The sequence below is a fragment of the Pseudomonas danubii genome, from assembly GCF_042980055.1.
Taxonomy (GTDB): domain Bacteria; phylum Pseudomonadota; class Gammaproteobacteria; order Pseudomonadales; family Pseudomonadaceae; genus Aquipseudomonas; species Aquipseudomonas danubii.
In genome coordinates this window covers 33,472-53,947 of the sequence record NZ_CP116502.1, presented here as the reverse complement: position 1 = coordinate 53,947, position 20,476 = coordinate 33,472, and the positions used below count along the sequence as shown (strand labels likewise).

The window sequence follows — 20,476 nt, the reverse complement described above, 5'->3', positions numbered from 1 at the left end:
AAAAAACGGTTCAGCGATATGCCGTGGCGATTCCCCGGCGTTCGCTCAGGCAGTCCGCCTCTCCCAGTTCGAACTCGCGGCAGATCAGCGGCCGCAACTCATAGATAGTGCAGCGCATGCTGTCGCGATCCAGTGCTGCGCACCAGCCGTCGTCCAGGCGGCGCATGACTTCGCCCCCCCAGTCATCGGTTTCTATAAAGCGCTCGGGCACCCCGGTGTCAGTGATCAGCATCACTTCCAGCTGGCAGCAGCAAGCGGCGCAGGTCGAGCAACTGATGGCCGGTTCGGGGATGGGGGTAACGGGGATGTTAGTCATAGGCGCGCAGTGTAAGGCAGTGGGCCAGGGCTGTGTGAGAGCCCTGACGGACGCTCAGTCCTGAGGGGCCGGTTGCGGTGCTTCTTCGGTGGGACGCGCAAGCACGTGAAACAGCGGCAGCAGTACTCCCCAGAGCAGGCCCAGCCCCAGCAAGGTCGGCCACAGGCCATAGGCAAAGGTCACTCCGGCCAAGCGGCCGCCAGCGTAATAGGACAGTGGTCCGCACAGCGCCCCGAGGATACTGGCCAGCCACCAGGGACGTGCCGTCCATGCCAGGCAGTGGCGCAGGGTGGTGCCCAGCAAGATCCAGAGCAGCATCAGCCATAGGGGAATCAGCAGGCTTACTTGCTGGAACTGAAACACCCCCAGCCAGTGCAGGAAGCTGTCCAGGGTGATGCCGATCAGGGCGACGCCGACAATCATCCGACTTTCCCCGGCCCAACTGCCGATCCAGCGAAAATGCGCCAGCAGGATCGCCACCCCCAGCAGCAGCCAGGCGCTGTCGCCAGACAGCACGCAGATGAACCAGCCCAGCTGGAACAGCAGGGCGTTGGCCAGTTGCTTACGCATCGAAACGGCCCAGCAAAGGTTGTGGCACTGCCGAGGGTTTGGCCAGGAGCATCTGCGCGGTGCCGATGCTGCGCTCCAGGAAGCCGCCTTCGCAGTAGCACAGGTAGAACTCCCACAGCCGCAGGAAGTACTGGTCATAGCCCAGCTCGCTCAGGCGGCTGTGGGCGCGACGGAAGTTCTCATGCCACAGGCGTAGGGTCCGGGCGTAGTGCAGGCCGAAGTCCTCCATGTGCAGCAGATTCATGTCGGTGTCGCGACCGACCACTTCGAGCATCTTCTGCACGCTGGGCAGGGCGCCGCCAGGGAAGATATAGCGTTGGATGAAGTCCACGCCGTTCTTCGCCTGTTCATAACGCTGGTCGCGGATGGTGATGGCTTGCAGCAGCATCAGGCCGTTGCTTTTCAGCAACTGCGCGCACTGCTTGAAGTAGGTGGGCAGGAAGCGATGGCCCACGGCTTCGATCATCTCGATGGACACCAGCTTGTCGTATTGCCCGGTGAGATCGCGATAGTCCTCCAGCAGCAGGGTGATCCGATCCTGCAGGCCGGCGGCGTCGATGCGTTGCCGGGTAAAGGCGAACTGCTCCTTGGACAGGGTGGTGGTGGTCACGCGGCAGCCGTAATGCTGGGCCGCATACAGCGCCATGCTGCCCCAGCCGGTGCCGATCTCCAGCAGGTGATCCTCGGGCTGCAAGGCGAGTTTCTGGCAGATGCGTTCCAGCTTGTTCAACTGGGCCTGCTCCAGGCTGTCTTCATCGCTGCGAAACTGTGCGGCGGAATACATCATGGTGGGGTCGAGAAACTGCTCGAACAGCTCGTTGCCAAGGTCGTAATGGGCAGCGATGTTTTTCTGCGAGCCTTTGCGGGTGTTGCGATTGAGCCAGTGCAGGCCGCGCACCAGGGGGCGACCGAGTCGCGCCAGGCCGCCTTCCATGGCGTCCAGTACCTCAAGGTTGCTGACGAATACACGGATGACTGCTGTCAGATCCGGGGTGCTCCAGTAGCCGTGGATAAAGGCCTCACCGGCGCCGATCGAACCGCTGCTGGCTACCAGCCCCCAGACGCTGCTGTCATGAATATGGATTTCCCCGATCAGGGTCGCGCTGTCGCTGCCAAAGACCAGGCGCTCGCCGTCTTCGATGATCAGCAGTTGTCCGTGCTTGAGTTGCGCCAATTGTCGCAGTACGCCACGGCGCAGCAGGCTGGCAGTGAGGCTGTGGGTGCTGAACAGGGTAGTTCTGGCCGATACGCTAGAGGATTTCATGGCGGCGATCCTTGGGTTGTACAGCGGCTGTGCGATAGGCGCCGTCGGCGGCCTCGTGAGGAAAGAACTTGATGCCTTTGCCGGCCAGGCGCAGGGCCTGCCAGTAGATGGCCAGGCAGGTCTTGGCGGTCATCCACGGAAAGCGCAGCAGATACCGGTGCAGGCTGCGGCGATCCAGGGGCTGGCGTTGCAGGCTGAGGGTGGCGTCGAACACCTTGGACTCGCCCTGCCAGTCGGCCATGTGCACCCCGAGCCGTTCGGCTGGTGGGCTGAAGCTCATGCGGTACTCAAGGTCCCGGGGCAGGAACGGTGACACGTGAAAGGCCTTGGCCACGGCGAAGTGCTGGTGCTCGGGAGCCGTGGCACTGCCTGGGCGGGCCGGCAGTACATAGTGGTAGCGCTCGCGCCAGGGGGTGTTGGTGACCTCGCAGAGTATCGCTGCCAGTTGCCCGTCGGCCTCGAAGCAGTAGAAGAAACTCACCGGGTTGAACGCCAGGCCCCAGCTGCGTACCTGGGTCAGCAGGCGCACTGCGCCCCCGGGCACATGACCTATCGCCTGCGCCACTTGCTGGCGTACCGCGTCGATCAGGCGCATGCCCTGGCCAGTGAAGGACGTCAGGTAGTCGCTTTCACGGAAGGCGAACGGCGCGAAGCGACTCTGGCCTGCCAGGGGCGAAAGCCCCAGCACCCTGTCCTGCTCATCCAGGTCCAGGTACAACAGGCCGATGCGATAGCGGAAGGCATGGCCCTTGGGGGCAAAGCGCCGGTGGCTGATCCAGCCGCTGTACAGGGCACTGTTCACAGTTGTTCACCAAAGGCCTGGGCCACGCGCAAGGCGCTGACCACGCCGTCTTCGTGGAAGCCGTTGGCCCAGTAGGCGCCGCAGTAGAAGCTGTGCTGGGCGCCTTGCAGTTCATTCCAGCGGCCCTGGGCCGCCACCGCATCGAGGCTGTATTGCGGGTGGGCGTAAGTGAAACGGGCCAGGATCTGCGTCGGATCGATGGCTGCGGTCTGGTTGAGGCTGACGCAGAAGGTGGTGTCGCTCTTCAGGCCTTGCAGGATGTTCATGTCGTAGGTCACGGCGGCGGCTTTCTCGCCGCTGGCGTCCAGGCGGTAGTTCCAGCTGGCCCAGGCCAGGCGCCTGCGGGGCAGCAGCCGGGTATCGGTGTGCAGCACCACGTCGTTGTCGGCGTAGGGCAGGGCCTGGAGAATCTCTCGCTCGGCCTGGCTGGGGCTGGCCAGCAGTTGCAGGGCCTGGTCGCTGTGACAGGCGAATACCACCTTGTCGAAGCGCTCGCTGCCGGCGGCGCTGTGGATCAGCACGCCAGCCTCGTCGCGCTCGACTCGTTGCACCGGGCAGTCGAGGCGGATGTGCTGGCGGAACGAGGCGGTCAGCGGTTCGATGTAGCGGCTTGAGCCACCTTCGATCACGCACCACTGCGGACGGTTATTCACTGACAGCAAGCCATGATTCTTGAAGAAGCGCACAAAGAACTGCAGGGGAAAGCCCAACATCTGCACCCGTGACATCGACCAGATCGCCGAGCCCATGGGCACGATGTAGTGCTGGATGAAACGCTCGCCGTAGCCCTGGCTTTTCAGGTAGTCGCCGAGTGTGGTGTCGGCGGCGATCCGCTGTTGCTGCAAATCGAGCAGCGACGCTTTGTTAAAGCGCAGGATGTCCCGCAGCATGCCCCAGAACCCGGGCGATAGCAGATTGCGTCGCTGGGCGAACAGACTGTTGAGGTTGTTGCCGTTGTATTCCAGGCCCGAGGCGGGATCGCACACCGAGAAACTCATCTCGGTGGGTTTGAACTTGACCCCGATCTGTCCCAGCAGGCGGATGAAGTTGGGGTAAGTCCAGTCGTTGAAGACGATGAAACCGGTGTCCACAGACTGGGTCTCGCCGTTCAGGCTGACATCCACGGTATGGGTGTGACCGCCGATCCAGCTGCCGGCCTCATAAACCCGAATGTCATGGCGACGGTTCAGGACGTAGGCGCAGGTCAGGCCGGCAATGCCGCTACCGATAATGGCGATTTTCACGATGCACTCCCTGTGCGGGCCAGGCGTTTGGCGATGGCCAGTTGCAGGCGGCCGGGTAGCCAGGACAGCAGCTTGAGGCCGAAGATGAACGGGCTAGGGAAAGCGATCTCCAGATCCCGGTGTGACAGGCGTTTGTAGATATGCCGCGCAGCCTTGGCGGCGGGCCAGCTCATGGGCATGGCAAAGTCATTGCGCGCGGTGAGCGGGGTATCGACGAAGCCGGGACTGACCACGGTGACGTCAATGCCCTCGGCAGCCAGGTCGATGCGCAAGGATTGCAGCAGATAGCGCAAGGCTGCCTTGGAAGCGCCATAGGCGCCGGCCCGAGGCAGCGGCAGGTAGGTCACGGAACTGGCCACCCCTACCAGATGCGGGTGATTGCCGGCGCGCAACAGCGGTAGAGCAGCCTCGATGCAATAGCTGGCGGACAGCAGGTTGCTGCTCAGCACGCGCTCGATCAGCGTCGCGTCAAATTGCTGCACCTCGATGTATTCACAGGTCCCGGCATTGAGGATCGCGGTGTCCAGTGCGCCCCAGGCCTGGGCGATACGCTTGCCGATCTCGCGCACCTGCAGGGCGTCGGTGAGATCGCCGGGCACCACCAGCACCCGGCCCGGATAACGCAGGGCCAGCGCTTCCAGGGGCTCGCGCGAGCGAGCGCTGACGGCCACTTGGGCGCCAGTCTTGAGCAGTTCTTCGGCCAGCGCCGCACCGATGCCGCTGCTGGCGCCGGTGAGCCAGATCCGCCGTGGCATTGCAGGGTTCATCCGAGCCTCCTTTTCAACCAGGCAATCACCGCACCGAGTAGCGGCAGATGTTCATAGAGCAAGGCGCCGGCGTCGAAATAGTCCCGGTGACGGTAGACCTTGCCGTCGCGCCAGTGCAGGTGCGAGCAGCCGGGGACCCGGATCACCTGGCCGCCCTTGAGGCGCGGGTGGCGGTAGCTCATGGTCCAGCGCAGATAGCCTTGGCCTTCGGTGCAGGTGTCGACACCGTGGAATTCGAAGCGCAGTTCGCTGACATTGGCGTACAGCTCTGCAAAGTAATGCCGCAAGCGTGGCAGACCATTGACCTCGTGCAGCGGGTCGGTGAACTGGATGTCCTCGCTGTAGAGCTGGTCCAGGCGTTGCAGGCTGTGCTTGTCGAGGCTGGCGAAATCCCGGGCGAAGCGGTCGAGGAAGTCACTCATGGGCGCCTCCCACATCCTGGCGCGAAGGCAGCGCCTTGAACGCCGCCAATGCCCGATCCCGGGACATCGACAGGTTGACCATAGGCGCCGGGTAATCGGCGACAGCGAACAGGCCGCCCATGGCTCCGGGGTTGTGGATATCTTTTTTGTTCAACCCCGCCAGTTGTGGCAGCCAGTGCTTGATGAAGCGTCCTTCGGCGTCGAAGCGTTCCGACTGGCTTACAGGGTTGAAGATGCGGAAGTAGGGCGCGGCGTCGGTGCCGGTGGAGGAGCTCCACTGCCAGCCGCCATTGTTCGCTGCCAGGTCGCCGTCGATCAGGTGGCGCATGAAGAAACGCTCGCCCTCGCGCCAGTCGATCAACAGATTCTTGGTCAGGAACATGGCCACCACCATCCGCAGGCGATTGTGCATCCAGCCGGTTTCCAGCAGTTGGCGCATGGCGGCGTCGATGATCGGCAGGCCGGTGCGGCCTTCCTGCCAGGCGGCGAGTTCCTCAGGGGCGTCGCGCCAGGCCACAGCTTCGGTTTCCGGGCGAAAGGCACGGTGCCGGGAAACCCGTGGGTAGCCCACCAGGATGTGTTTGTAGAACTCGCGCCACAGCAGTTCGTTGATCCAGGTGACGGCCCCGGGATTACCACTTTCGAACTCTCCCTGGTTACAGCGCAAGGCAGCGTGCAGGCACTGGCGGGGCGAGATCACCCCGGCGGCGAGGTAGGGTGAAAGCTGACTGGTGCCGGGCTTGGCCGGGAAGTCGCGTTCGCTCTGGTAGTAGTCGATCTGCTCGTCGGTGAACTGTTGCAGACGGCCCAGGGCTTGGTCTTCACCTGCCGGCCACAGATCACGCAGTGACTGGCTGGGGCGTGGGAAGCCATCGATATGGCGGGGTACAGGATCGGCTTGGATCGACAGCGGCGATTGTGCCTTGGGGCTGGCGACCAGGGCTGGCAGCGCGCTGTGCAAGCGGCTGTAGCAGACCTTGCGGAACTGGCTGAACACCTGGAAGTAGCCGCCGCTCTGGGTCAGCACGCTGCCGGGCTGGAACAGTAACTGATCGAGGTAACCCTGGACGCTGATGTCGGCTTCTTCCAGGACCCTGGTCACGGCGACATCGCGGCGGCTCTCGTGAATGCCGTACTCCTGGTTGAAGTGCAGCATGCGTACCTGCAGTTGCCGGCACAGTTCCAGCAGGACGTGGGGCGCCTGGTCCCAGGTGGCTGCGCTGCGAATCAGCAGAGGAATGTTCAGCCGGCCCAGGGCAGTGCTCAGGTGCTGCAGGTTGCGCAGCCAGAAGTCGACCTTGCAGGGGGCATCGTCATGGGCTTGCCATTGTTCCGGGCTCAGCAGGTACACGGCCACGGTGGGGCCACGCTGGGTGGCGGCGCAGAGGGCGGTGTTGTCATGTAGGCGCAGGTCGCTGCGCAGCCAGATCAATTGCATGCTGATTCCCGGTTCAAAAGAGTCCTCGCTCAAGCAGCGCCTGGCAGGCCGAGATCGGGTCCTGGGCCAGGTACAGATCAGCGATTTCAGTGATACATACGGACCAGTCGTCGGGGTGGATGCACACCGCGGGTCCGGCGATGATTTTTTTGCAGGCAATGCCGTTGAGCAGCCTGGGCAACAGCGCAGGATTGAGCGCCTTGCTGGAATACAGCAGCAGGCCGCGGGCTTGCAGGCGTTCGATGGCCAGGGCCAGTTCGGCGCCGGGCAGCGGCCAGTCGAAGACCTCCACCGGGCAGTCGGCACTGCTGGCCAGCCAGGCGGTCAGCCATAGATGGGGTTCCAGGGCCAGGTCCGACTGGTTGACCAGCAGCAGCGGTGGGCCCTGCAGTTGGCGGTTGTTGTGGTAGATCCGCGCGCCCAGCTTGCTGCGCAGCCAGGAGTAGAAAAACACCTGTTCCATCTGGCTGCCGAACTGGCCCTGCCAGTGTTGCTCCAGCTCCGCCAGCAGCGGCATCAGCAGGTGTTCGCACAGCGTGCGGGGTGGGTACAGCGCCATGGCCTGGTTGAAAGTGTCGTCGACCTTGCGTTCGGCCAATTGGCTGATGGCCAGGCTCAGGGTCTGACGCAGACGCTGCCAGTCATTCTCGGCCGGTGTGCTGGCGGTGGGGGCACTGTCCAGCAGGTGCTTGACCTGGCTGACCGCGACCCCGCGATTGAGCCAGGTAAGGATGGTCTGGATCTCTAGCACCTGATCCTGGGAATACAGGCGATGACCCTTGGGCGTACGCAAGGGCACGATCAATCCGTAGCGGCGCTCCCAGGCCCGCAGGGTCACGGCGTTGACCCCGGTCTGGCGCGCCACTTCGCGAATCGGCAGCCAACCCTGATCCAGGGCGCGGCGGTACTGGGCGCTGTTGTCGGCTTCTTGAGCGGGTTGTTTCATGGCTCAGATCGCGTTGCGCAGGCTGAGGTTTTCCGGGTGTGGCTGCAGGTACAGCTGCTGGGCGATGTAGGGATCGGGGTGCTGGCGAAAGTGGTGCTTGAGCAGGGTCAGCGGCACGACTAGAGGCACGATGCCGTGGCGGTACTGGCCGATCACGTGTTGCACTTCCTGCTTGTCTTCGGGGCTGATGGACTGCTTGAGATAGCCGCTCAGGTGCTGCAGCACATTGCTGTGGGTGCCCCGGGTCGCGCATTTGCTCAAGGCCGCCATCAGCTCGCTGAAATAGCGCGGGCCGATCAGGTTCGGATCGCCCTTGCCCATGCTGCCCAGCAGATTGCCCAGGGTCTTGTACTGCACGGGATGGTGAGCCATCAGCAGGTATTTGCAGCGCGAGTGGAAGTCGGTGAGGGCGCGGCGGGTCAGGCCTTGCTTGAGCAGTGCCTGCCAGTCGCGATAGACGTAGACCCGGGTCAGGAAGTTTTCCCGCAGGACCGGGTCGTTCAGGCGTCCGGCTTCTTCCACCGGTAGATCGGGGTGCTGTGCGCAGAACGCCTGGGCGTAGATGCCCCGGCCGCCGTTTCTATGGGGAATGCCATTGGCCTGGTACACCTTGACCCGCTCCAGACCACAGGATGGCGAGTTCTGCATGAAGATGTAGCCACAGATGTCATCTACCTGGGCCGCCATGCGCTCGCCGTATTCCGCCAGGGGCAAGGTGACATCCAGGCTGGCGTCCACGGTGCCTACGGCCCGGGGTTGCTCAGGGTCGCCGACCAGCCGAATAGGTTCGCGGGGGGTGCCCATGCCGATTGCGACTTCCGGGCACAGGGGCACGAAATCGAAGTGCTCGCTGAGTACTCGGCTGCACAGGCGAGACTCCTTGTGCCCACCGTTGTAGCGGACCTCGACGCCCATCAGGCAGGCGCTGATGGCAATTTTCGGCTTGGCGGACATGATGCAACCTCCGGGGTTTACCTGTACAAAAACGAAACGTTGTACAACTTGTCTTCATCATAGAATTAAAGTTGTACAAGTCAATTTATTTGTACAGGTATTGCCAGGCAGGTTGTCGAATTACTGCCAGCCCATTCGCCAGTCGCTGTCGTTGAGCAGGGTTTGCCAGCTCAGGCGCTGGCTGCGCCGGGTGAGTACGGCTTGCAGTTCGATGTCCAGCACGGTGCCTTCTTCGTCGCAGAAAAGCTCAGTGACCAGAAAGTGTTTCTCGCGGTGTTGCGGGTGGGCTGCTGTCCATTTCGACAGCAGCAGTTTGCGCGGGTTGAGTCGATTCACTGCAGGCTCTCGTGCAAACGGCGTGCGGCTTCCTGGCCACTGAGCCAAGCGCCTTCGACCCGGCCGGACAGGCACCAGTCGCCACATACGTACAGCCCCAGGTCGGCATCGGCCAGGGCACCCCATTCATGGCTGGCGGCCGGTCTGGCGTAGAGCCAGCGATGGGCCAGGCTAAAGGTTGGGGCGGGCATGACGCTGTGCAGCAATTCGGCGAAGGCCCCATGCAGTTGTTCGGTCACGGCCTCTTTGCTGAGGTCGATGTGTTGCCGGCTCCAGGCACTGGTGGCGTGCAGTATCCAGGTGTCGAGATGGCTGTCGCGTCCTGGCTTGCTGCGGTTGCGGGCCAGCCAGTCCAGCGGGCTGTCCTGGACGAAGCAGCCTTCCATGGGGGTTTCCAGGGGCGTATCGAAGGCCAGTGCGACAGCCCAGGTCGGGTCCATTTTCACCCCGGCGGCGACTCCGGCGAGCTTCGGCGCGGCGGCCAGCAAAGCGGTGGCTTGCGGTGCCGGCGTGGCGATCACTACGTGGCTGAAGGGGCCGTGGGTAAAGCCTTCGGCGTCCTGCAGGTGCCAGTGCTGTTCGCCACGGAAGACTTCAGTGATGCGGCAGGCGAAGTGCACTTCGAGGTCGCCGATCAGGGCGCGGGTGATGGCGCTCATGCGTGGCGTGCCGACCCAGCGGGTCTGTTCATCGGGAGAAGGGCTGAGTTGTCCGCCGTGGGAGTTGTAGAGTTGCGGCGCCCATTCGGCGACCCAGCCCTTGGCTTGCCAGCGCTGGACTTCGGTAACGAAACGGCGGTCGCGAGCGGTAAAATACTGGGCCCCCAGGTCCAGGCTGCCGGCATCGCTGCGTTTGCTCGACATGCGCCCACCGCTGCCGCGGCTCTTGTCGAAGAGTTGGACGCTGTGCCCGGCATCTCGAAGTGCCTGGGCGGCGGAGAGTCCGGCGATGCCGGTACCAATGATTGCGATGGGTACTGTCATAGGGGCCTCGTTTACCAGTCTGTACAGATTACGCCGCTACTAAAACCTGTACAATATTGTTTTTTGGTATAGCTTTCGGCGTCATCGGTTGTGCAAGTTGTCTATCGTTAAGTCACAGCCTGTCCGATTGAAAAGATCCCTGCCTATAAAAATAGACTAGTGATTCGGGTAAAACGCCACGCGAGGAAGATGTCATGCATATATTGCTGACCGGCGGTACTGGTTTGATCGGGCGTGCGCTGTGCCGTTACTGGCAGGCCCAGGGTCACCAATTGAGTGTATGGACGCGCCATCCCGAAAAAGTGGCCGCTCTGTGCGGTCCCCAAGTGCGGGCCATCAGAACTTTGCAAGAGCTGGACCAGGCGCCGCTGGATGCGGTGATCAATCTGGCCGGAGCGCCGATTGCCGATCGGCCCTGGACCCACAAGCGCAAGGCGCTGCTGTGGAGCAGCCGTATTGCCCTCACCGAAACCCTGCTGGCCTGGCTTGAAACTCGCGAGCATAAACCCCGGGTTCTGGTTTCTGGCTCGGCAGTAGGTTGGTATGGCGACGGTGGCGAGCGGGAGCTGAGCGAGGATTCACCTCCGGTCAGCGAGGATTTTGCCAGCCAGTTGTGCATTGCCTGGGAAGAAACCGCTCAGCGGGCCGAGGCCTTGGGCGTGCGCGTAGTGCTGGTGCGCACCGGTTTGGTGCTGTCGTCCGAGGGCGGCTTTTTGTCGCGCCTGCTGCTGCCGTTCAAGCTGGGGCTGGGCGGGCCGATCGGTAACGGTCGGCAATGGATGCCGTGGATTCATATCGATGACCAAATCGCCCTGATTGATTTTCTTGTGCATCAGGATGAGGCACGCGGTCCTTATAATGCCTGCGCGCCGAAGCCGGTGCGCAACCGCGAGTTCGCCAAGAGCCTGGGGCGGGTGCTGCACCGGCCGGCGCTGATACCGCTGCCGGCCTTTGTCTTGCGCCTGGCGCTGGGTGAGCTGTCGTTGCTGTTGCTGGGCGGCCAGCGTGCCGTTCCCGCGCGTTTGCTGGAGACGGGATTCACTTTCCAGTTCACTGATTTGTCCGCGGCCCTGGACGATGTGTCCAGCCGCCTTTGAAATAGGACGTTGCATGACCGATCACGCGTTGCTCCTGGTCAATCTCGGTTCGCCGGCCTCCACTTCGGTGGCGGATGTGCGCAGCTACCTCAACCAATTTCTCATGGACCCTTATGTCATCGACCTGCCTTGGCCGGTGCGGCGCTTGCTGGTGTCGCTGATCCTGATCAAGCGCCCGGAGCAGTCTGCCCACGCCTATGCATCGATCTGGTGGGAGGACGGTTCGCCGTTGGTGGTGCTCAGCCGCCGGTTGCAACAGGTGATGAGCGAGCAGTGGAAACAGGGGCCTGTGGAGCTGGCAATGCGTTATGGCCAGCCTTCGATCGAGTCGGCGCTGCTCAAGTTGGTGGCCCAGGGGCAGAAGAAAATCACCCTGGCACCGCTCTATCCACAGTTCGCCGACAGTACCGTGACCACGGTGATCGAAGAGGCCAAGCGTGTGGTGCGCGAGCACAAGCTGGATGTGCAGTTCAGCGTGCTGCAACCCTTCTACGATCAGCCGGAGTACATCGAGGCCCTGGCGGCCAGCGCCAGACCCTACCTGGCCCAGGAGCATGATCATCTGCTGCTGAGCTTTCACGGTCTGCCGGAGCGGCACCTGACCAAACTGGACCCGACCGGCCAGCATTGCTTCAAGGATGCCGATTGTTGCCGCAATGCATCTGCGGCGGTATTGGCCACCTGTTACCGCGCCCAGTGCATGCGGACGGCGTCGGCCCTGGCCGAGCACTTGGGGTTGGCGCAAGGCACATGGTCGGTGTCGTTCCAGTCACGTTTGGGGCGGGCCAAATGGATCGAACCCTACACCGAGGCGCGGCTTGATGAATTGGCCAAGCAGGGGGTGAAGAAGGTCATGGTGATGTGCCCGGCTTTTGTTGCCGATTGCATCGAGACCCTGGAGGAAATTGGTGATCGCGGTCGTGAGCAGTTCCGCGAAGCCGGAGGGGAGGATCTGGTGTTGATCCCGTGCCTGAATGACGACCCGCAATGGGCTCAGGCCTTGAACACCTTGTGCGCCAGGGCGCCGTTGGCGTTGTAAACAGCTTCGCCGGCAAGCCGGCTCCTACGGAGCGGACTTGCCGGCGAACGCGTCTTCAGATCAGAGGCTCGTCGGCCTTCTTGTTCTTCCAGCCGTCATTACCCGGCAGTACCAGATTCAGCACGATGGCGACGATGGCGCACAGGGCAATGCCCTTGAGGCCGAAGTCGTCCGGACCGGTACCGGTTCCCACCAGTACGCCGCCGATGCCGAACACCAGGGTCACCGAAACGATCACCAGGTTGCGGGCTTCCCCCAGATCGATCTTGTGACGGATCAGGGTGTTCATGCCCACCGCTGCAATTGAACCGAACAGCAGGCAGAGAATCCCGCCCATCACCGGCACCGGGATGCTTTGCAGCAGCGCGCCGAACTTGCCGATAAAGGCCAGGGTGATGGCGAAGACCGCCGCCCAGGTCATGATTTTCGGGTTGTAGTTCTTGGTCAGCATCACCGCGCCAGTGACTTCGGCATAGGTGGTGTTGGGCGGACCGCCGAACAGGCCGGCAGCAGTGGTGGCGATGCCGTCACCGAACAGGGTGCGATGCAGGCCGGGCTTCTTCAGGTAGTCGCGACCGGTCACGCTGCCGACGGCAATCACCCCGCCGATGTGTTCAATGGCCGGCGCTAGGGCCACCGGGACAATGAACAGGATCGCCTGCCAGTTGAACTCCGGGGCGGTGAAGTGCGGCAGTGCCAGCCAGGGAGCGGCGGCGATCTTCGCGGTGTCCACCACGCCGAAGTAGAAGGACAGGGCAAAGCCCACCAGCACCCCGGAAATAATCGGCACCAGGCGGAAGATGCCTTTGCCGAACACCGCGACAATCAGCGTGGTGAGCAGCGCGGGCATCGAGATCATCATCGCCGTCTGGTAATGAATCAGCTCACTGCCGTCGCCAGCCTTGCCCATGGCCATGTTGGCGGCGATCGGGGCCATGGCCAGGCCGATGGAGATGATCACCGGGCCTATGACCACGGGTGGCAGCAGGCGGTCGATGAAACCGGTGCCCTTGATCTTCACCGCCAGGCCCAGAAAGGTGTAGACGAAGCCCGCCGCCATCACCCCGCCCATGGTCGCCGCGAGGCCGAACTGGCCCTTGGCGAGAATGATCGGGGTGATGAAGGCAAAGCTTGACGCCAGGAAGACCGGCACCTGGCGGCCGGTCACTACCTGGAACAACAGAGTCCCGAGACCCGCCGTGAACAGCGCCACGTTCGGGTCAAGACCGGTAATCAGCGGCATCAACACCAGGGCGCCAAAGGCCACGAAGAGCATCTGCGCGCCAGACAGTACCTGGCGCCAGAGCGGATCGTTGAACTCATCCTGCATGATCAGGAGTCCTTCTGCTTGGTGCCGAAGATCTTGTCACCGGCATCACCCAGGCCTGGAATGATGTAGCCATGCTCGTTGAGCTTCTGATCGATGGAAGCGGTGTAGATGGTCACATCCGGGTGCGCCTGCTCGACGGCGGCGATGCCTTCGGGGGCGGCCACCAGGACCATGGCGCGGATATCCCGGCAGCCGGCTTTTTTCAGCAGGTCGATGGTGGCAACCATGGAGCTGCCTGTGGCCAGCATCGGGTCGATGATCATCGCCAGACGTTCGTCGATCTCCGGAACCAGTTTTTCCAGGTAGGTGTGGGCCTGCAGGGTTTCTTCGTTGCGGGCCACGCCCACGGCGCTGACCTTGGCGCCTGGAATCAGGCTCAGCACGCCTTCGAGCATGCCGATACCGGCGCGCAGGATCGGCACCACGGTAATCTTCTTGCCGGCGATTTTCTCGACCTGGACAGGGCCGCACCAGCCTGGAATTTCATAGCTTTCCAGGGGCAGGTCTTTGGTGGCTTCGTACGTCAGCAGGGCACCGACTTCCTGAGCGAGCTCGCGAAAGTTCTTCGTGCTAATGTCTGCGCGGCGCATAAGGCCAAGTTTGTGTCGGATCAGCGGATGGCGGATCTCACGGATGGGCATAGGGAAAGGCTCCGGCGGCGGGCAAAAAAAACGGCCTAGATTAATCTATCCGGGGTTGTTGTCCTATAGACATAAAGTACGTTAGTCCAGAAACGCTTGATCTGATCGGGCCGGATGCGTACCTTTGCCCGCTTTTCCGAAACTGCCACCCCCTTGGAGAGCGCCATGTCCGCTGATCTCGAGCATATCCGTCAAATCATGCGCGAGGCTGACTGCCTGTACACCGAAGCTGAAGTCGAGGCGGCCATCGCCCGGGTCGGTGCACAAATCACTGAAGAACTGGCTGAGCGCAATCCGGTGGTGTTCTGCGTCATGAACGGCGGCCTGATCTTCGCTGGCAAGCTGCTGACCCACCTGCAGTTCCCCCTGGAAGCCTCCTACCTGCACGCCACGCGCTATCGCAACGAAACCAGCGGCGGCGAGCTGTTCTGGAAGTCCAAGCCGGAAGTCTCCTTTATTGATCGCGACGTGCTGATCATCGACGACATTCTTGATGAAGGTCACACCCTGGGCGCCATCATCGACTTCTGCAAACATGCCGGTGCCCGTGCGGTGCACACCGCGGTGCTGATCGACAAGGAGCACGATCGCAAGGCCCGTCCGGACCTGAAGGCCGACTACATGGGCCTGCCTTGCGTCGACCGCTATGTCTTCGGCTACGGCATGGATTACAAAGGCTACTGGCGCAACGCCGCCGGCATCTATGCCGTGAAGGGGATGTAAGGCATGTCCGGGCCGAGCTTTCTCGATCAAGCGTTGTTCAGCGACCTGGCTGAGAAGGCCTTGGCCAATCCCCGTGGGCGTCAGCACCACAACTTCCACGCCATGGAAGAGCCCTGCCATCGCATGGCAGTGGGGCTGCAACCTTCCACCTACGTTCCGCCGCACCGGCACCTGAGTGCCGACAAGGCTGAGACCTTGCTGGTGCTCAAGGGGCGGCTGGGCGTGCTGATTTTCGATGAGGCGGGCCAGGTGCTGGGCAAGCGCGTCTTGCAGGCCGGTGGTGACTGCGTCGGTGTCGATCTGCCGGCCGGGGTTTTCCATGGCCTGGTGGTGCTTGAGCCCGACAGCCTGATGTTCGAATGCAAGGCCGGGCCTTACCGTCCGGTGGGCGAGGGCGAACAGGCCAGTTGGGCGCCTCGTGAAGGCGAGCCGGGAGTGGCGCAATACCACGCCTGGATGCGTGCGCAATTCGACTGATTGTGTTCCCCCGTTTGTCGTATCCGCAGCCTGCGGCAGGCGCCTCAGACTGCGGTGCAGGATTTGCGACAAAAACCCATGCTAGAGTGCTCAGCCCTTGATTGGAGCCTGTCATGAGCCTGTTGATTCGCACTAGCGCGGCCCTTCTTCTGAGCTTGAGCCTGCCCCTGGCAGCCGCCCCGGCGCCTCTGCACGGGCAATTCTTGCCGCCTGACGACCTGACCCTGCGCGACTCGGTCCCTGAACAGCAGCAGCTGTTGCAGGTGACCGAGTATTCCGTGGTGATCGGCAGCCAGCGCCAATCCAATCAGCAGCCGATTCCGGTGACATCGCCGGTGTGGGTGCGCCTCAAGGGCAAGCCGCTGAACAAGGGGGCCACCATCAGCCAGGTACTGGTGAATTTCGACGGTGAAAGCAAAAGCCTGAAAAAGCCCCAGTACGACGCCAAGTCCAGGACCTTGACCCTGTATTACCCCCTGGCCCAGTACCGGGCAGTGATGGACCTGCTGCGGAACGACACGGTGTATTGCCAGTTTCTCAGTTATGCCAATGGTCATATCTGGGCTGACTTGCACACCGGCAGCGTGCGTCCGCGTTGAGGCCCGAGGCGGGCTGAGGGTAAACTGCCCGCCCCGTGAAATGTCTGCGAGCTGGAGTCGGCGATGCGTAAAGATAAGAAACAAGTGATTGGTGACGAGATCAGCGACGAGCAGATCAAGTTGTTCCTCGATTTCGAGCCGGTCGACGCCACTTCGCCGTCCCTGCACAAACTGATCAAGGCCTACCGTGGCCTGCGCATCGACGATTTCGAGCGCTTCCTGACCTTCTTCGTAGCAGCCGGTCTGGATCTGGATGGCAAGGATGAGCACGGCCAGACCTTCGTTGATCTGATCAAGGATCAGCGCAACGCCGCCGACTACATCGAGCTGATGGACAACGCCCGCGGCTGACCCGCTCGGAAGGCATAAAAAAACGCCCCGTCCTTTGCAGGCCGGGGCGTTTTTTATGGGCGTCAGATCAGGCGCAGCTTTCGGTTTCCTTGCTGGGCTCGACCAGTTCCAGGCTCAGGTTATTTTCGCTGTTGATCTTGTGATACAGCGCTGCGTCGGTTTCCAGGGCCTTCTCCCGCGCCGGGAAAATTTCCTTGAGCTTGGTAGCCCATTCGCCGCTGGCCTTGGCCGGGAAGCAACGCTCGATCAGTTCCAGCATGATCGACACGGTCACCGATGCACCTGGCGAAGCGCCGAGCAGGGCGGCCAGAGAACCGTCCTTGGCCGCCACCAGCTCGGTACCGAACTGCAGGATGCCGCCTTTCTTCGGGTCTTTCTTGATGATCTGCACCCGTTGCCCGGCCACTTCCAGGCGCCAGTCTTCCGCCTTGGCCTGTGGATAGAAGCGGCGCAGGGACTCCAGGCGCTGCTCCATGGACTGCATGACTTCGCTGACCAGGTATTTGGTCAGGTCCATGTTGTCCCGGGCTACGGCCAGCATTGGACCGATGTTGCCGGCGCGAACCGACATTGGCAGGTCGAGGAACGAGCCGTGCTTGAGGAACTTGGTGGTGAAGCCGGCATAAGGTCCGAACAGCAGGGATTTCTTGCCGTCGACCACGCGGGTGTCCAGGTGCGGCACCGACATCGGTGGCGAACCCACGGCGGCCTGGCTGTAGACCTTGGCCTGGTGCTGCTTGACCACTTCCGGGTTGTCGCAACGCAGCCATTGGCCGCTCACCGGGAAGCCGCCAAAGCCTTTGCTCTCTTCAATGCCGGAAGCCTGCAGCAGCGGCAGGGCCGCGCCACCGGCGCCGAGGAACACGAACTTGGCGTCGACTTCGCGGCTGTTGCCGCTGTTGACGTCCTTGATGCTCACGGTCCAGCCGTTGTCCTTGTTGCGCTTGAGACCGGTCACGCGCTTGCAGTACTTGACCTGGGCATCGGGTGCGCTGGTCAGGTGCTTGAGCAATTGGTTGGTCAGGGCGCCGAAGTTGACGTCGGTGCCATTGATCACCCGGGTCGCGGCGATGGTTTCATCTGCCGGACGGCCCGGCATCATCAGCGGCATCCACTCGGCCATCTTGGCCTTGTCTTCGGTGTATTCCATGTCCGCGAAGGCATGGTGCTGGCTCAGCACTTCAAAACGCTTCTTGAGGAAGGACACACCCTTGTCGCCCTGCACGAAGCTCAGGTGCGGCACTGGGCTGATGAAGGACTTGGACGAGCCGAACGTGCCTTTCTTGGTCAGGTAGGACCAGAACTGTTTCGACACTTCGAACTGGGTATTGATGTGTACGGCTTTCTTGATGTCGATGCTGCCATCGGCGGCCTGTGGCGTGTAGTTCAGCTCACAGAGGCCAGCGTGGCCGGTACCGGCGTTGTTCCACGGGTTGGAACTCTCCGCGGCACCCGAATCCATCAACTCGACGACTTCCAGCTTGATTGCGGGGTCGAGCTCTTTGAGCAGTACAGCGAGGGTGGCACTCATGATGCCGGCCCCAACCAATACGACGTCTACTGCTTCGTTATGCGCCATTAACGCGTCTCCAAAATCTGCAGCACCAAATTGACGGCATGGCTGCCAGGAGTGACGGGGCGGTTCACGTAATGCCCCAGGTTACCCATGGCCAGGATCGCCATGTCCGAATCTTCGCAATTCTTTGCAACTACTGCGGACGCTGCCAACCGGGCCTCAAGGTGCATATGAACGCATCTCGGGGCGCCTCAGGCAATTCGACTTATGGTCGATACATCCGCTCGTGCAACCAAATCCGTCAGCGGACAGGCTTCAAGCACCAGTTCTTGAGGAGTGCTCGGTCCTGTGTAATCGGGCTGTTGTAGAGGCCAATGGTGCCAGTTCAGACGCAAAACTATTCATTTGCTCGCCACACTCTTGTGAAGTTGTGAAAACCCGTTTTTTCACGCTCTTTTGAAGACGTGAACCTCAAAAAAGGGCTGCCTCGGCCTGGCACCTGGCCCGAGCGGTGTTGCCGGCATGCAAGGCATGCGGGCACAACGGGCAAACAGCTTTAAGTGGCCGAGCAATGGCAGCTCTGCAGATTCGCGAAAAGTGGAGGTTTGCAAGGTGGTACAGCAAGCACGCCAGCTTCACTCGATCTGTGTGGGCGGCTCTCTGTGGGCGGTGCGGGGTGCCAATGCAGTGGCGTTGGCGGTACTGCGAGGCCCGATCAGGAGACGTCCTTATAATCGGGGGGAGATTGTAACGAAGAAATGCGCAGAAATGATCCTGTTTCGTGACTTTTATTAGGCTGTTGGTCAGGTGGCCAGTATCGGTCGCACCAAGGAGCTGGCGCAGCGTGGGCTGATCCGGGCGCTGGCGGGTAATACCTGGTGCAACCAGTTCAGGCGAATCTCTTGGATTTCCACCCAACCTTCACCCACGGGAGCCGCCGGGCAGTGTTTGAAGGCGCGGCAACGGCCTTGGCCATCGAGCAGGGCAAAACTGCGGAACTGCTGACGCGGGGCGAACAGGGAGCGAAGGAAGTTCATAACCGAACACCTGTGAGTGGGTCATTGACGATAAGAGTGCCCTTGAGCCGTTACATCATGATGTATTGCGAGTGAACGGCAGGTTACAGGAACCTGGTTGTACGGCACCTGTCTGAGACTTGACTAACTCTTGCCTGACGCTGGTTCGTCGCGGTTATGCACCGCTATACTGCGGCCCTGTTTGTGCCTGATTCCTGGAGAGATGAGCATGTTGCAACGCCTGTTGTTCGGTTTGATCACTGTGACCAGCCTGTCGCTGGTGGGTTGCGCCCACAGCCCGCAACAACTGAGCCCGGAGCCGAAGCTCACGACCCAGTTGGCCCCCGTCGGCCATGGCCAGCCGGTGGTGGTGAAAGTGGTTGATGGACGTCCATCGCCGACCCTGGGTACCCGTGGTGGTCTGTACCCGGAAACCAGCGCCATTACTGTGCAGAGCGCGCAGATCCTGCCGAAACTGCAGGCCCAGGCCGAAGCCGCGGTACGTCTGTTGGGCTTCACCCCGACCGCTGGCGGCAGCAATGCTCCGCAGTTGACCGTGACCCTGGCCGAGCTCAAGTACCAGTCGCCCAAAGAGGGCCTGTACGTGACCGAGGCCACCATTGGCGCCACTTTCCGTTCTGATGTGCAGAACGCCAACCGTCGCTACAGCGGTCGCTATGGCGCCTCCCTTGACCAGCGTTTCGGCATGGCGCCGAACCAGGACACCAATACCAAGCTGGTGAGCGACGTACTGAGCGATGCGCTGACCCGTCTGTTCAAGGACCCGACCGTCGGCCAGATCCTCGGCGAGTAAGGCGCCGCTGCGGCTTCATGCTCGCTACTGGCTCCGTCAATAAAAAGCCCGGCTGCCCATCAGGCAGCCGGGCTTTTTGCTGTTCGCGTGTCAGGCCGCCTCGACGTAGAGGTCCAGAATGCTGACGCCGGTCAGCAGATCGGTTTCCGGCAAGTCCGCATGCTGATGTCCGCCCAGGGCGCAATACACCAGCCAATGCCGGTCCTGAACGTTGAAGGCCAGGGCGCCCACTAGCGCTTGCTGTTCTTCACTGGGGGCTATCAGGTAAAGGCGATCCTGGTTTTCTGCGTGCAGCATGACAAGCTCCGTGGGGCATCGAGGGGCGACAGACTGGCTTGTTTAGATGACGAAAAGATGACGTTTCAAATTAATTGGTCGACACCTCGTTACTGGTCGGAAAGCCCCCGCGTTTATCCGGGGATTGAGTAGAATCCGCGCCGCGGGTGCACTCGACGACCCGAATACAGGTTTCAATCGAGGTTCATGATGTCGCTGCAACTGATCTGGTCGATGTTCAACGCCCACCCTGCCAAATTGATCAACCTGCTGGCCCTGCTGTTTGCTTGCCCGGGCAGTTGGCTGCTGCACGCCACTCGTTGCCGTGAACGGCGGGCCCTGGCCAACCTGGCCGTCCAGAGTGAAGACCGGGGGCTGGGGCAACCCATGCTGGACCCCGCTACTTTGCGAATGAACCGATTCTTCTACCGCTTCGGTTTCGCCTGCCTGGGGCTGGCACTGCTGGTGTCCTGGATCAGTACGCGTTTCTGACCGATCCTTGAACCGCAGACATGACAACGGCGCCCGCAGGCGCCGTTGTGCGTTGCAGTGCCG

General features: G+C 62.0%; 25 protein-coding genes. 8 read left to right on the top strand and 17 right to left on the bottom strand.

Annotated features, from left to right (window positions below):
* Window positions 1-10 precede the first annotated feature (10 nt).
* From PFZ56_RS00290 to PFZ56_RS00235, 12 genes are all read right to left on the bottom strand, one after another.
* Complete coding sequence (locus PFZ56_RS00290) at window positions 11-316, bottom strand: YkgJ family cysteine cluster protein (protein ID WP_102880907.1); 306 nt, start codon at window positions 314-316, stop codon at window positions 11-13.
* A 54-nt stretch (window positions 317-370) separates the two neighbouring features.
* The gene (locus tag PFZ56_RS00285; protein WP_110652228.1) at window positions 371-886 is read right to left on the bottom strand and encodes a DUF2878 domain-containing protein; all 516 of its coding nucleotides are present in this window, start codon (window positions 884-886) and stop codon (window positions 371-373) included.
* The gene (locus tag PFZ56_RS00280; protein WP_170001507.1) at window positions 879-2,150 is read right to left on the bottom strand and encodes a cyclopropane-fatty-acyl-phospholipid synthase family protein; all 1,272 of its coding nucleotides are present in this window, start codon (window positions 2,148-2,150) and stop codon (window positions 879-881) included. Before PFZ56_RS00280 ends, PFZ56_RS00285 begins: the two co-directional genes overlap by 8 nt.
* Complete coding sequence (locus tag PFZ56_RS00275) at window positions 2,137-2,952, bottom strand: DUF1365 domain-containing protein (protein ID WP_110652229.1); 816 nt, start codon at window positions 2,950-2,952, stop codon at window positions 2,137-2,139. The genes PFZ56_RS00280 and PFZ56_RS00275 overlap by 14 nt, the downstream gene beginning before the upstream one ends.
* Window positions 2,949-4,196 (bottom strand): NAD(P)/FAD-dependent oxidoreductase, encoded by a 1,248-nt coding sequence (locus PFZ56_RS00270; RefSeq protein WP_102880903.1) that lies wholly within the window; start codon window positions 4,194-4,196, stop codon window positions 2,949-2,951. Before PFZ56_RS00270 ends, PFZ56_RS00275 begins: the two co-directional genes overlap by 4 nt.
* A complete protein-coding gene (locus tag PFZ56_RS00265; protein WP_170001506.1) occupies window positions 4,193-4,963 on the bottom strand; it encodes an SDR family oxidoreductase in 771 nt (256 codons plus the stop codon). The genes PFZ56_RS00270 and PFZ56_RS00265 overlap by 4 nt, the downstream gene beginning before the upstream one ends.
* Window positions 4,960-5,385, bottom strand: coding sequence for a nuclear transport factor 2 family protein (locus tag PFZ56_RS00260; RefSeq protein WP_170001505.1), 426 nt, complete (start codon window positions 5,383-5,385; stop codon window positions 4,960-4,962). The genes PFZ56_RS00265 and PFZ56_RS00260 overlap by 4 nt, the downstream gene beginning before the upstream one ends.
* Window positions 5,378-6,823, bottom strand: a complete 1,446-nt coding sequence (gene phrB / locus PFZ56_RS00255) for a deoxyribodipyrimidine photo-lyase (protein ID WP_170001504.1) — start codon at window positions 6,821-6,823, stop codon at window positions 5,378-5,380. The genes PFZ56_RS00260 and phrB overlap by 8 nt, the downstream gene beginning before the upstream one ends.
* Window positions 6,824-6,836: 13 nt before the next feature.
* Window positions 6,837-7,769, bottom strand: a complete 933-nt coding sequence (locus tag PFZ56_RS00250) for a MerR family transcriptional regulator (protein WP_102880899.1) — start codon at window positions 7,767-7,769, stop codon at window positions 6,837-6,839.
* A 3-nt stretch (window positions 7,770-7,772) separates the two neighbouring features.
* Window positions 7,773-8,723 carry a DUF523 and DUF1722 domain-containing protein gene (locus tag PFZ56_RS00245; protein WP_110652233.1) on the bottom strand — a complete coding sequence of 317 codons (951 nt, stop codon included), beginning with the start codon at window positions 8,721-8,723 and terminating at the stop codon, window positions 7,773-7,775.
* 120 nt (window positions 8,724-8,843) lie between these two features.
* Complete coding sequence (locus tag PFZ56_RS00240; RefSeq protein ID WP_102860270.1) at window positions 8,844-9,059, bottom strand: TIGR02450 family Trp-rich protein; 216 nt, start codon at window positions 9,057-9,059, stop codon at window positions 8,844-8,846.
* Entirely contained in the window at window positions 9,056-10,042 is a 987-nt protein-coding gene (locus tag PFZ56_RS00235) for an NAD(P)/FAD-dependent oxidoreductase (RefSeq protein ID WP_102880897.1), read from the bottom strand. The genes PFZ56_RS00240 and PFZ56_RS00235 overlap by 4 nt, the downstream gene beginning before the upstream one ends.
* 194 nt (window positions 10,043-10,236) lie before the next feature.
* Here PFZ56_RS00235 and PFZ56_RS00230 point away from each other — a divergent pair, with 194 nt between their 5' ends.
* Together PFZ56_RS00230 and hemH are read left to right on the top strand one after the other, a co-directional pair.
* A complete protein-coding gene (locus PFZ56_RS00230) occupies window positions 10,237-11,139 on the top strand; it encodes a TIGR01777 family oxidoreductase (protein ID WP_110652235.1) in 903 nt (300 codons plus the stop codon).
* Window positions 11,140-11,152: 13 nt separating this feature from the next.
* On the top strand, window positions 11,153-12,178 hold the full coding sequence (gene hemH, locus PFZ56_RS00225; RefSeq protein WP_170001503.1) for a ferrochelatase: 1,026 nt from the start codon (window positions 11,153-11,155) through the stop codon (window positions 12,176-12,178).
* Between the two features lie 55 nt (window positions 12,179-12,233).
* On the opposite strand, the gene PFZ56_RS00220 is transcribed toward hemH, so the two are convergent.
* Entirely contained in the window at window positions 12,234-13,508 is a 1,275-nt protein-coding gene (locus tag PFZ56_RS00220; RefSeq protein ID WP_016965962.1) for a uracil-xanthine permease family protein, read from the bottom strand.
* Window positions 13,509-13,510: 2 nt separating this feature from the next.
* Window positions 13,511-14,149 carry a uracil phosphoribosyltransferase gene (upp, locus tag PFZ56_RS00215; protein ID WP_011063386.1) on the bottom strand — a complete coding sequence of 213 codons (639 nt, stop codon included), beginning with the start codon at window positions 14,147-14,149 and terminating at the stop codon, window positions 13,511-13,513.
* A 165-nt stretch (window positions 14,150-14,314) separates the two neighbouring features.
* Between upp and PFZ56_RS00210 the strand changes: the two genes are divergently transcribed.
* The 4 genes from PFZ56_RS00210 (at window position 14,315) to PFZ56_RS00195 (ending at window position 16,299) form a co-directional block, all read left to right on the top strand.
* The gene (locus tag PFZ56_RS00210; RefSeq protein WP_042941423.1) at window positions 14,315-14,872 is read left to right on the top strand and encodes a hypoxanthine-guanine phosphoribosyltransferase; all 558 of its coding nucleotides are present in this window, start codon (window positions 14,315-14,317) and stop codon (window positions 14,870-14,872) included.
* A 3-nt stretch (window positions 14,873-14,875) separates the two neighbouring features.
* Window positions 14,876-15,349, top strand: a complete 474-nt coding sequence (locus PFZ56_RS00205) for a WbuC family cupin fold metalloprotein (protein WP_170001502.1) — start codon at window positions 14,876-14,878, stop codon at window positions 15,347-15,349.
* Between the two features lie 113 nt (window positions 15,350-15,462).
* The gene (locus PFZ56_RS00200; RefSeq protein ID WP_102860276.1) at window positions 15,463-15,948 is read left to right on the top strand and encodes a hypothetical protein; all 486 of its coding nucleotides are present in this window, start codon (window positions 15,463-15,465) and stop codon (window positions 15,946-15,948) included.
* Between the two features lie 63 nt (window positions 15,949-16,011).
* Window positions 16,012-16,299 carry a PA4642 family protein gene (locus tag PFZ56_RS00195; RefSeq protein WP_102860277.1) on the top strand — a complete coding sequence of 96 codons (288 nt, stop codon included), beginning with the start codon at window positions 16,012-16,014 and terminating at the stop codon, window positions 16,297-16,299.
* Window positions 16,300-16,366: 67 nt separating this feature from the next.
* Here PFZ56_RS00195 and mqo read toward each other — a convergent pair whose 3' ends face one another.
* Window positions 16,367-17,878 carry a malate dehydrogenase (quinone) gene (gene mqo / locus PFZ56_RS00190; protein ID WP_102860278.1) on the bottom strand — a complete coding sequence of 504 codons (1,512 nt, stop codon included), beginning with the start codon at window positions 17,876-17,878 and terminating at the stop codon, window positions 16,367-16,369.
* Window positions 17,879-18,618: 740 nt separating this feature from the next.
* Window positions 18,619-18,852, bottom strand: a complete 234-nt coding sequence (locus PFZ56_RS00185) for a hypothetical protein (RefSeq protein WP_170001501.1) — start codon at window positions 18,850-18,852, stop codon at window positions 18,619-18,621.
* Window positions 18,853-19,060: 208 nt separating this feature from the next.
* Here PFZ56_RS00185 and PFZ56_RS00180 point away from each other — a divergent pair, with 208 nt between their 5' ends.
* Window positions 19,061-19,645 (top strand): YajG family lipoprotein, encoded by a 585-nt coding sequence (locus tag PFZ56_RS00180; RefSeq protein WP_102860280.1) that lies wholly within the window; start codon window positions 19,061-19,063, stop codon window positions 19,643-19,645.
* A 90-nt stretch (window positions 19,646-19,735) separates the two neighbouring features.
* Here PFZ56_RS00180 and PFZ56_RS00175 read toward each other — a convergent pair whose 3' ends face one another.
* Complete coding sequence (locus PFZ56_RS00175) at window positions 19,736-19,942, bottom strand: hypothetical protein (RefSeq protein WP_170001500.1); 207 nt, start codon at window positions 19,940-19,942, stop codon at window positions 19,736-19,738.
* A gap of 189 nt (window positions 19,943-20,131) precedes the next feature.
* Between PFZ56_RS00175 and PFZ56_RS00170 the strand changes: the two genes are divergently transcribed.
* Complete coding sequence (locus tag PFZ56_RS00170) at window positions 20,132-20,413, top strand: hypothetical protein (RefSeq protein ID WP_162884090.1); 282 nt, start codon at window positions 20,132-20,134, stop codon at window positions 20,411-20,413.
* Window positions 20,414-20,476: the final 63 nt, after the last annotated feature.

What these genes read in the sequence shown, in the direction of transcription:
- mqo (WP_102860278.1), bottom strand. Translation starts at nt 17,878, where the DNA reads ATGGCGCATAACGAAGCAGTAGACGTCGTATTGGTTGGGGCCGGCATC.
- PFZ56_RS00175 (WP_170001500.1), bottom strand. Translation starts at nt 19,942, where the DNA reads ATGCTGCACGCAGAAAACCAGGATCGCCTTTACCTGATAGCCCCCAGT.
- PFZ56_RS00220 (WP_016965962.1), bottom strand. Translation starts at nt 13,508, where the DNA reads ATGCAGGATGAGTTCAACGATCCGCTCTGGCGCCAGGTACTGTCTGGC.
- PFZ56_RS00185 (WP_170001501.1), bottom strand. Translation starts at nt 18,852, where the DNA reads ATGAACTTCCTTCGCTCCCTGTTCGCCCCGCGTCAGCAGTTCCGCAGT.
- PFZ56_RS00260 (WP_170001505.1), bottom strand. Translation starts at nt 5,385, where the DNA reads ATGAGTGACTTCCTCGACCGCTTCGCCCGGGATTTCGCCAGCCTCGAC.
- PFZ56_RS00200 (WP_102860276.1), top strand. Translation starts at nt 15,463, where the DNA reads ATGAGCCTGTTGATTCGCACTAGCGCGGCCCTTCTTCTGAGCTTGAGC.
- PFZ56_RS00285 (WP_110652228.1), bottom strand. Translation starts at nt 886, where the DNA reads ATGCGTAAGCAACTGGCCAACGCCCTGCTGTTCCAGCTGGGCTGGTTC.
- PFZ56_RS00290 (WP_102880907.1), bottom strand. Translation starts at nt 316, where the DNA reads ATGACTAACATCCCCGTTACCCCCATCCCCGAACCGGCCATCAGTTGC.
- hemH (WP_170001503.1), top strand. Translation starts at nt 11,153, where the DNA reads ATGACCGATCACGCGTTGCTCCTGGTCAATCTCGGTTCGCCGGCCTCC.
- PFZ56_RS00250 (WP_102880899.1), bottom strand. Translation starts at nt 7,769, where the DNA reads ATGAAACAACCCGCTCAAGAAGCCGACAACAGCGCCCAGTACCGCCGC.
- PFZ56_RS00280 (WP_170001507.1), bottom strand. Translation starts at nt 2,150, where the DNA reads ATGAAATCCTCTAGCGTATCGGCCAGAACTACCCTGTTCAGCACCCAC.
- PFZ56_RS00265 (WP_170001506.1), bottom strand. Translation starts at nt 4,963, where the DNA reads ATGAACCCTGCAATGCCACGGCGGATCTGGCTCACCGGCGCCAGCAGC.
- PFZ56_RS00170 (WP_162884090.1), top strand. Translation starts at nt 20,132, where the DNA reads ATGTCGCTGCAACTGATCTGGTCGATGTTCAACGCCCACCCTGCCAAA.
- PFZ56_RS00205 (WP_170001502.1), top strand. Translation starts at nt 14,876, where the DNA reads ATGTCCGGGCCGAGCTTTCTCGATCAAGCGTTGTTCAGCGACCTGGCT.
- PFZ56_RS00195 (WP_102860277.1), top strand. Translation starts at nt 16,012, where the DNA reads ATGCGTAAAGATAAGAAACAAGTGATTGGTGACGAGATCAGCGACGAG.
- phrB (WP_170001504.1), bottom strand. Translation starts at nt 6,823, where the DNA reads ATGCAATTGATCTGGCTGCGCAGCGACCTGCGCCTACATGACAACACC.
- PFZ56_RS00230 (WP_110652235.1), top strand. Translation starts at nt 10,237, where the DNA reads ATGCATATATTGCTGACCGGCGGTACTGGTTTGATCGGGCGTGCGCTG.
- PFZ56_RS00235 (WP_102880897.1), bottom strand. Translation starts at nt 10,042, where the DNA reads ATGACAGTACCCATCGCAATCATTGGTACCGGCATCGCCGGACTCTCC.
- PFZ56_RS00180 (WP_102860280.1), top strand. Translation starts at nt 19,061, where the DNA reads ATGTTGCAACGCCTGTTGTTCGGTTTGATCACTGTGACCAGCCTGTCG.
- PFZ56_RS00245 (WP_110652233.1), bottom strand. Translation starts at nt 8,723, where the DNA reads ATGTCCGCCAAGCCGAAAATTGCCATCAGCGCCTGCCTGATGGGCGTC.
- PFZ56_RS00210 (WP_042941423.1), top strand. Translation starts at nt 14,315, where the DNA reads ATGTCCGCTGATCTCGAGCATATCCGTCAAATCATGCGCGAGGCTGAC.
- upp (WP_011063386.1), bottom strand. Translation starts at nt 14,149, where the DNA reads ATGCCCATCCGTGAGATCCGCCATCCGCTGATCCGACACAAACTTGGC.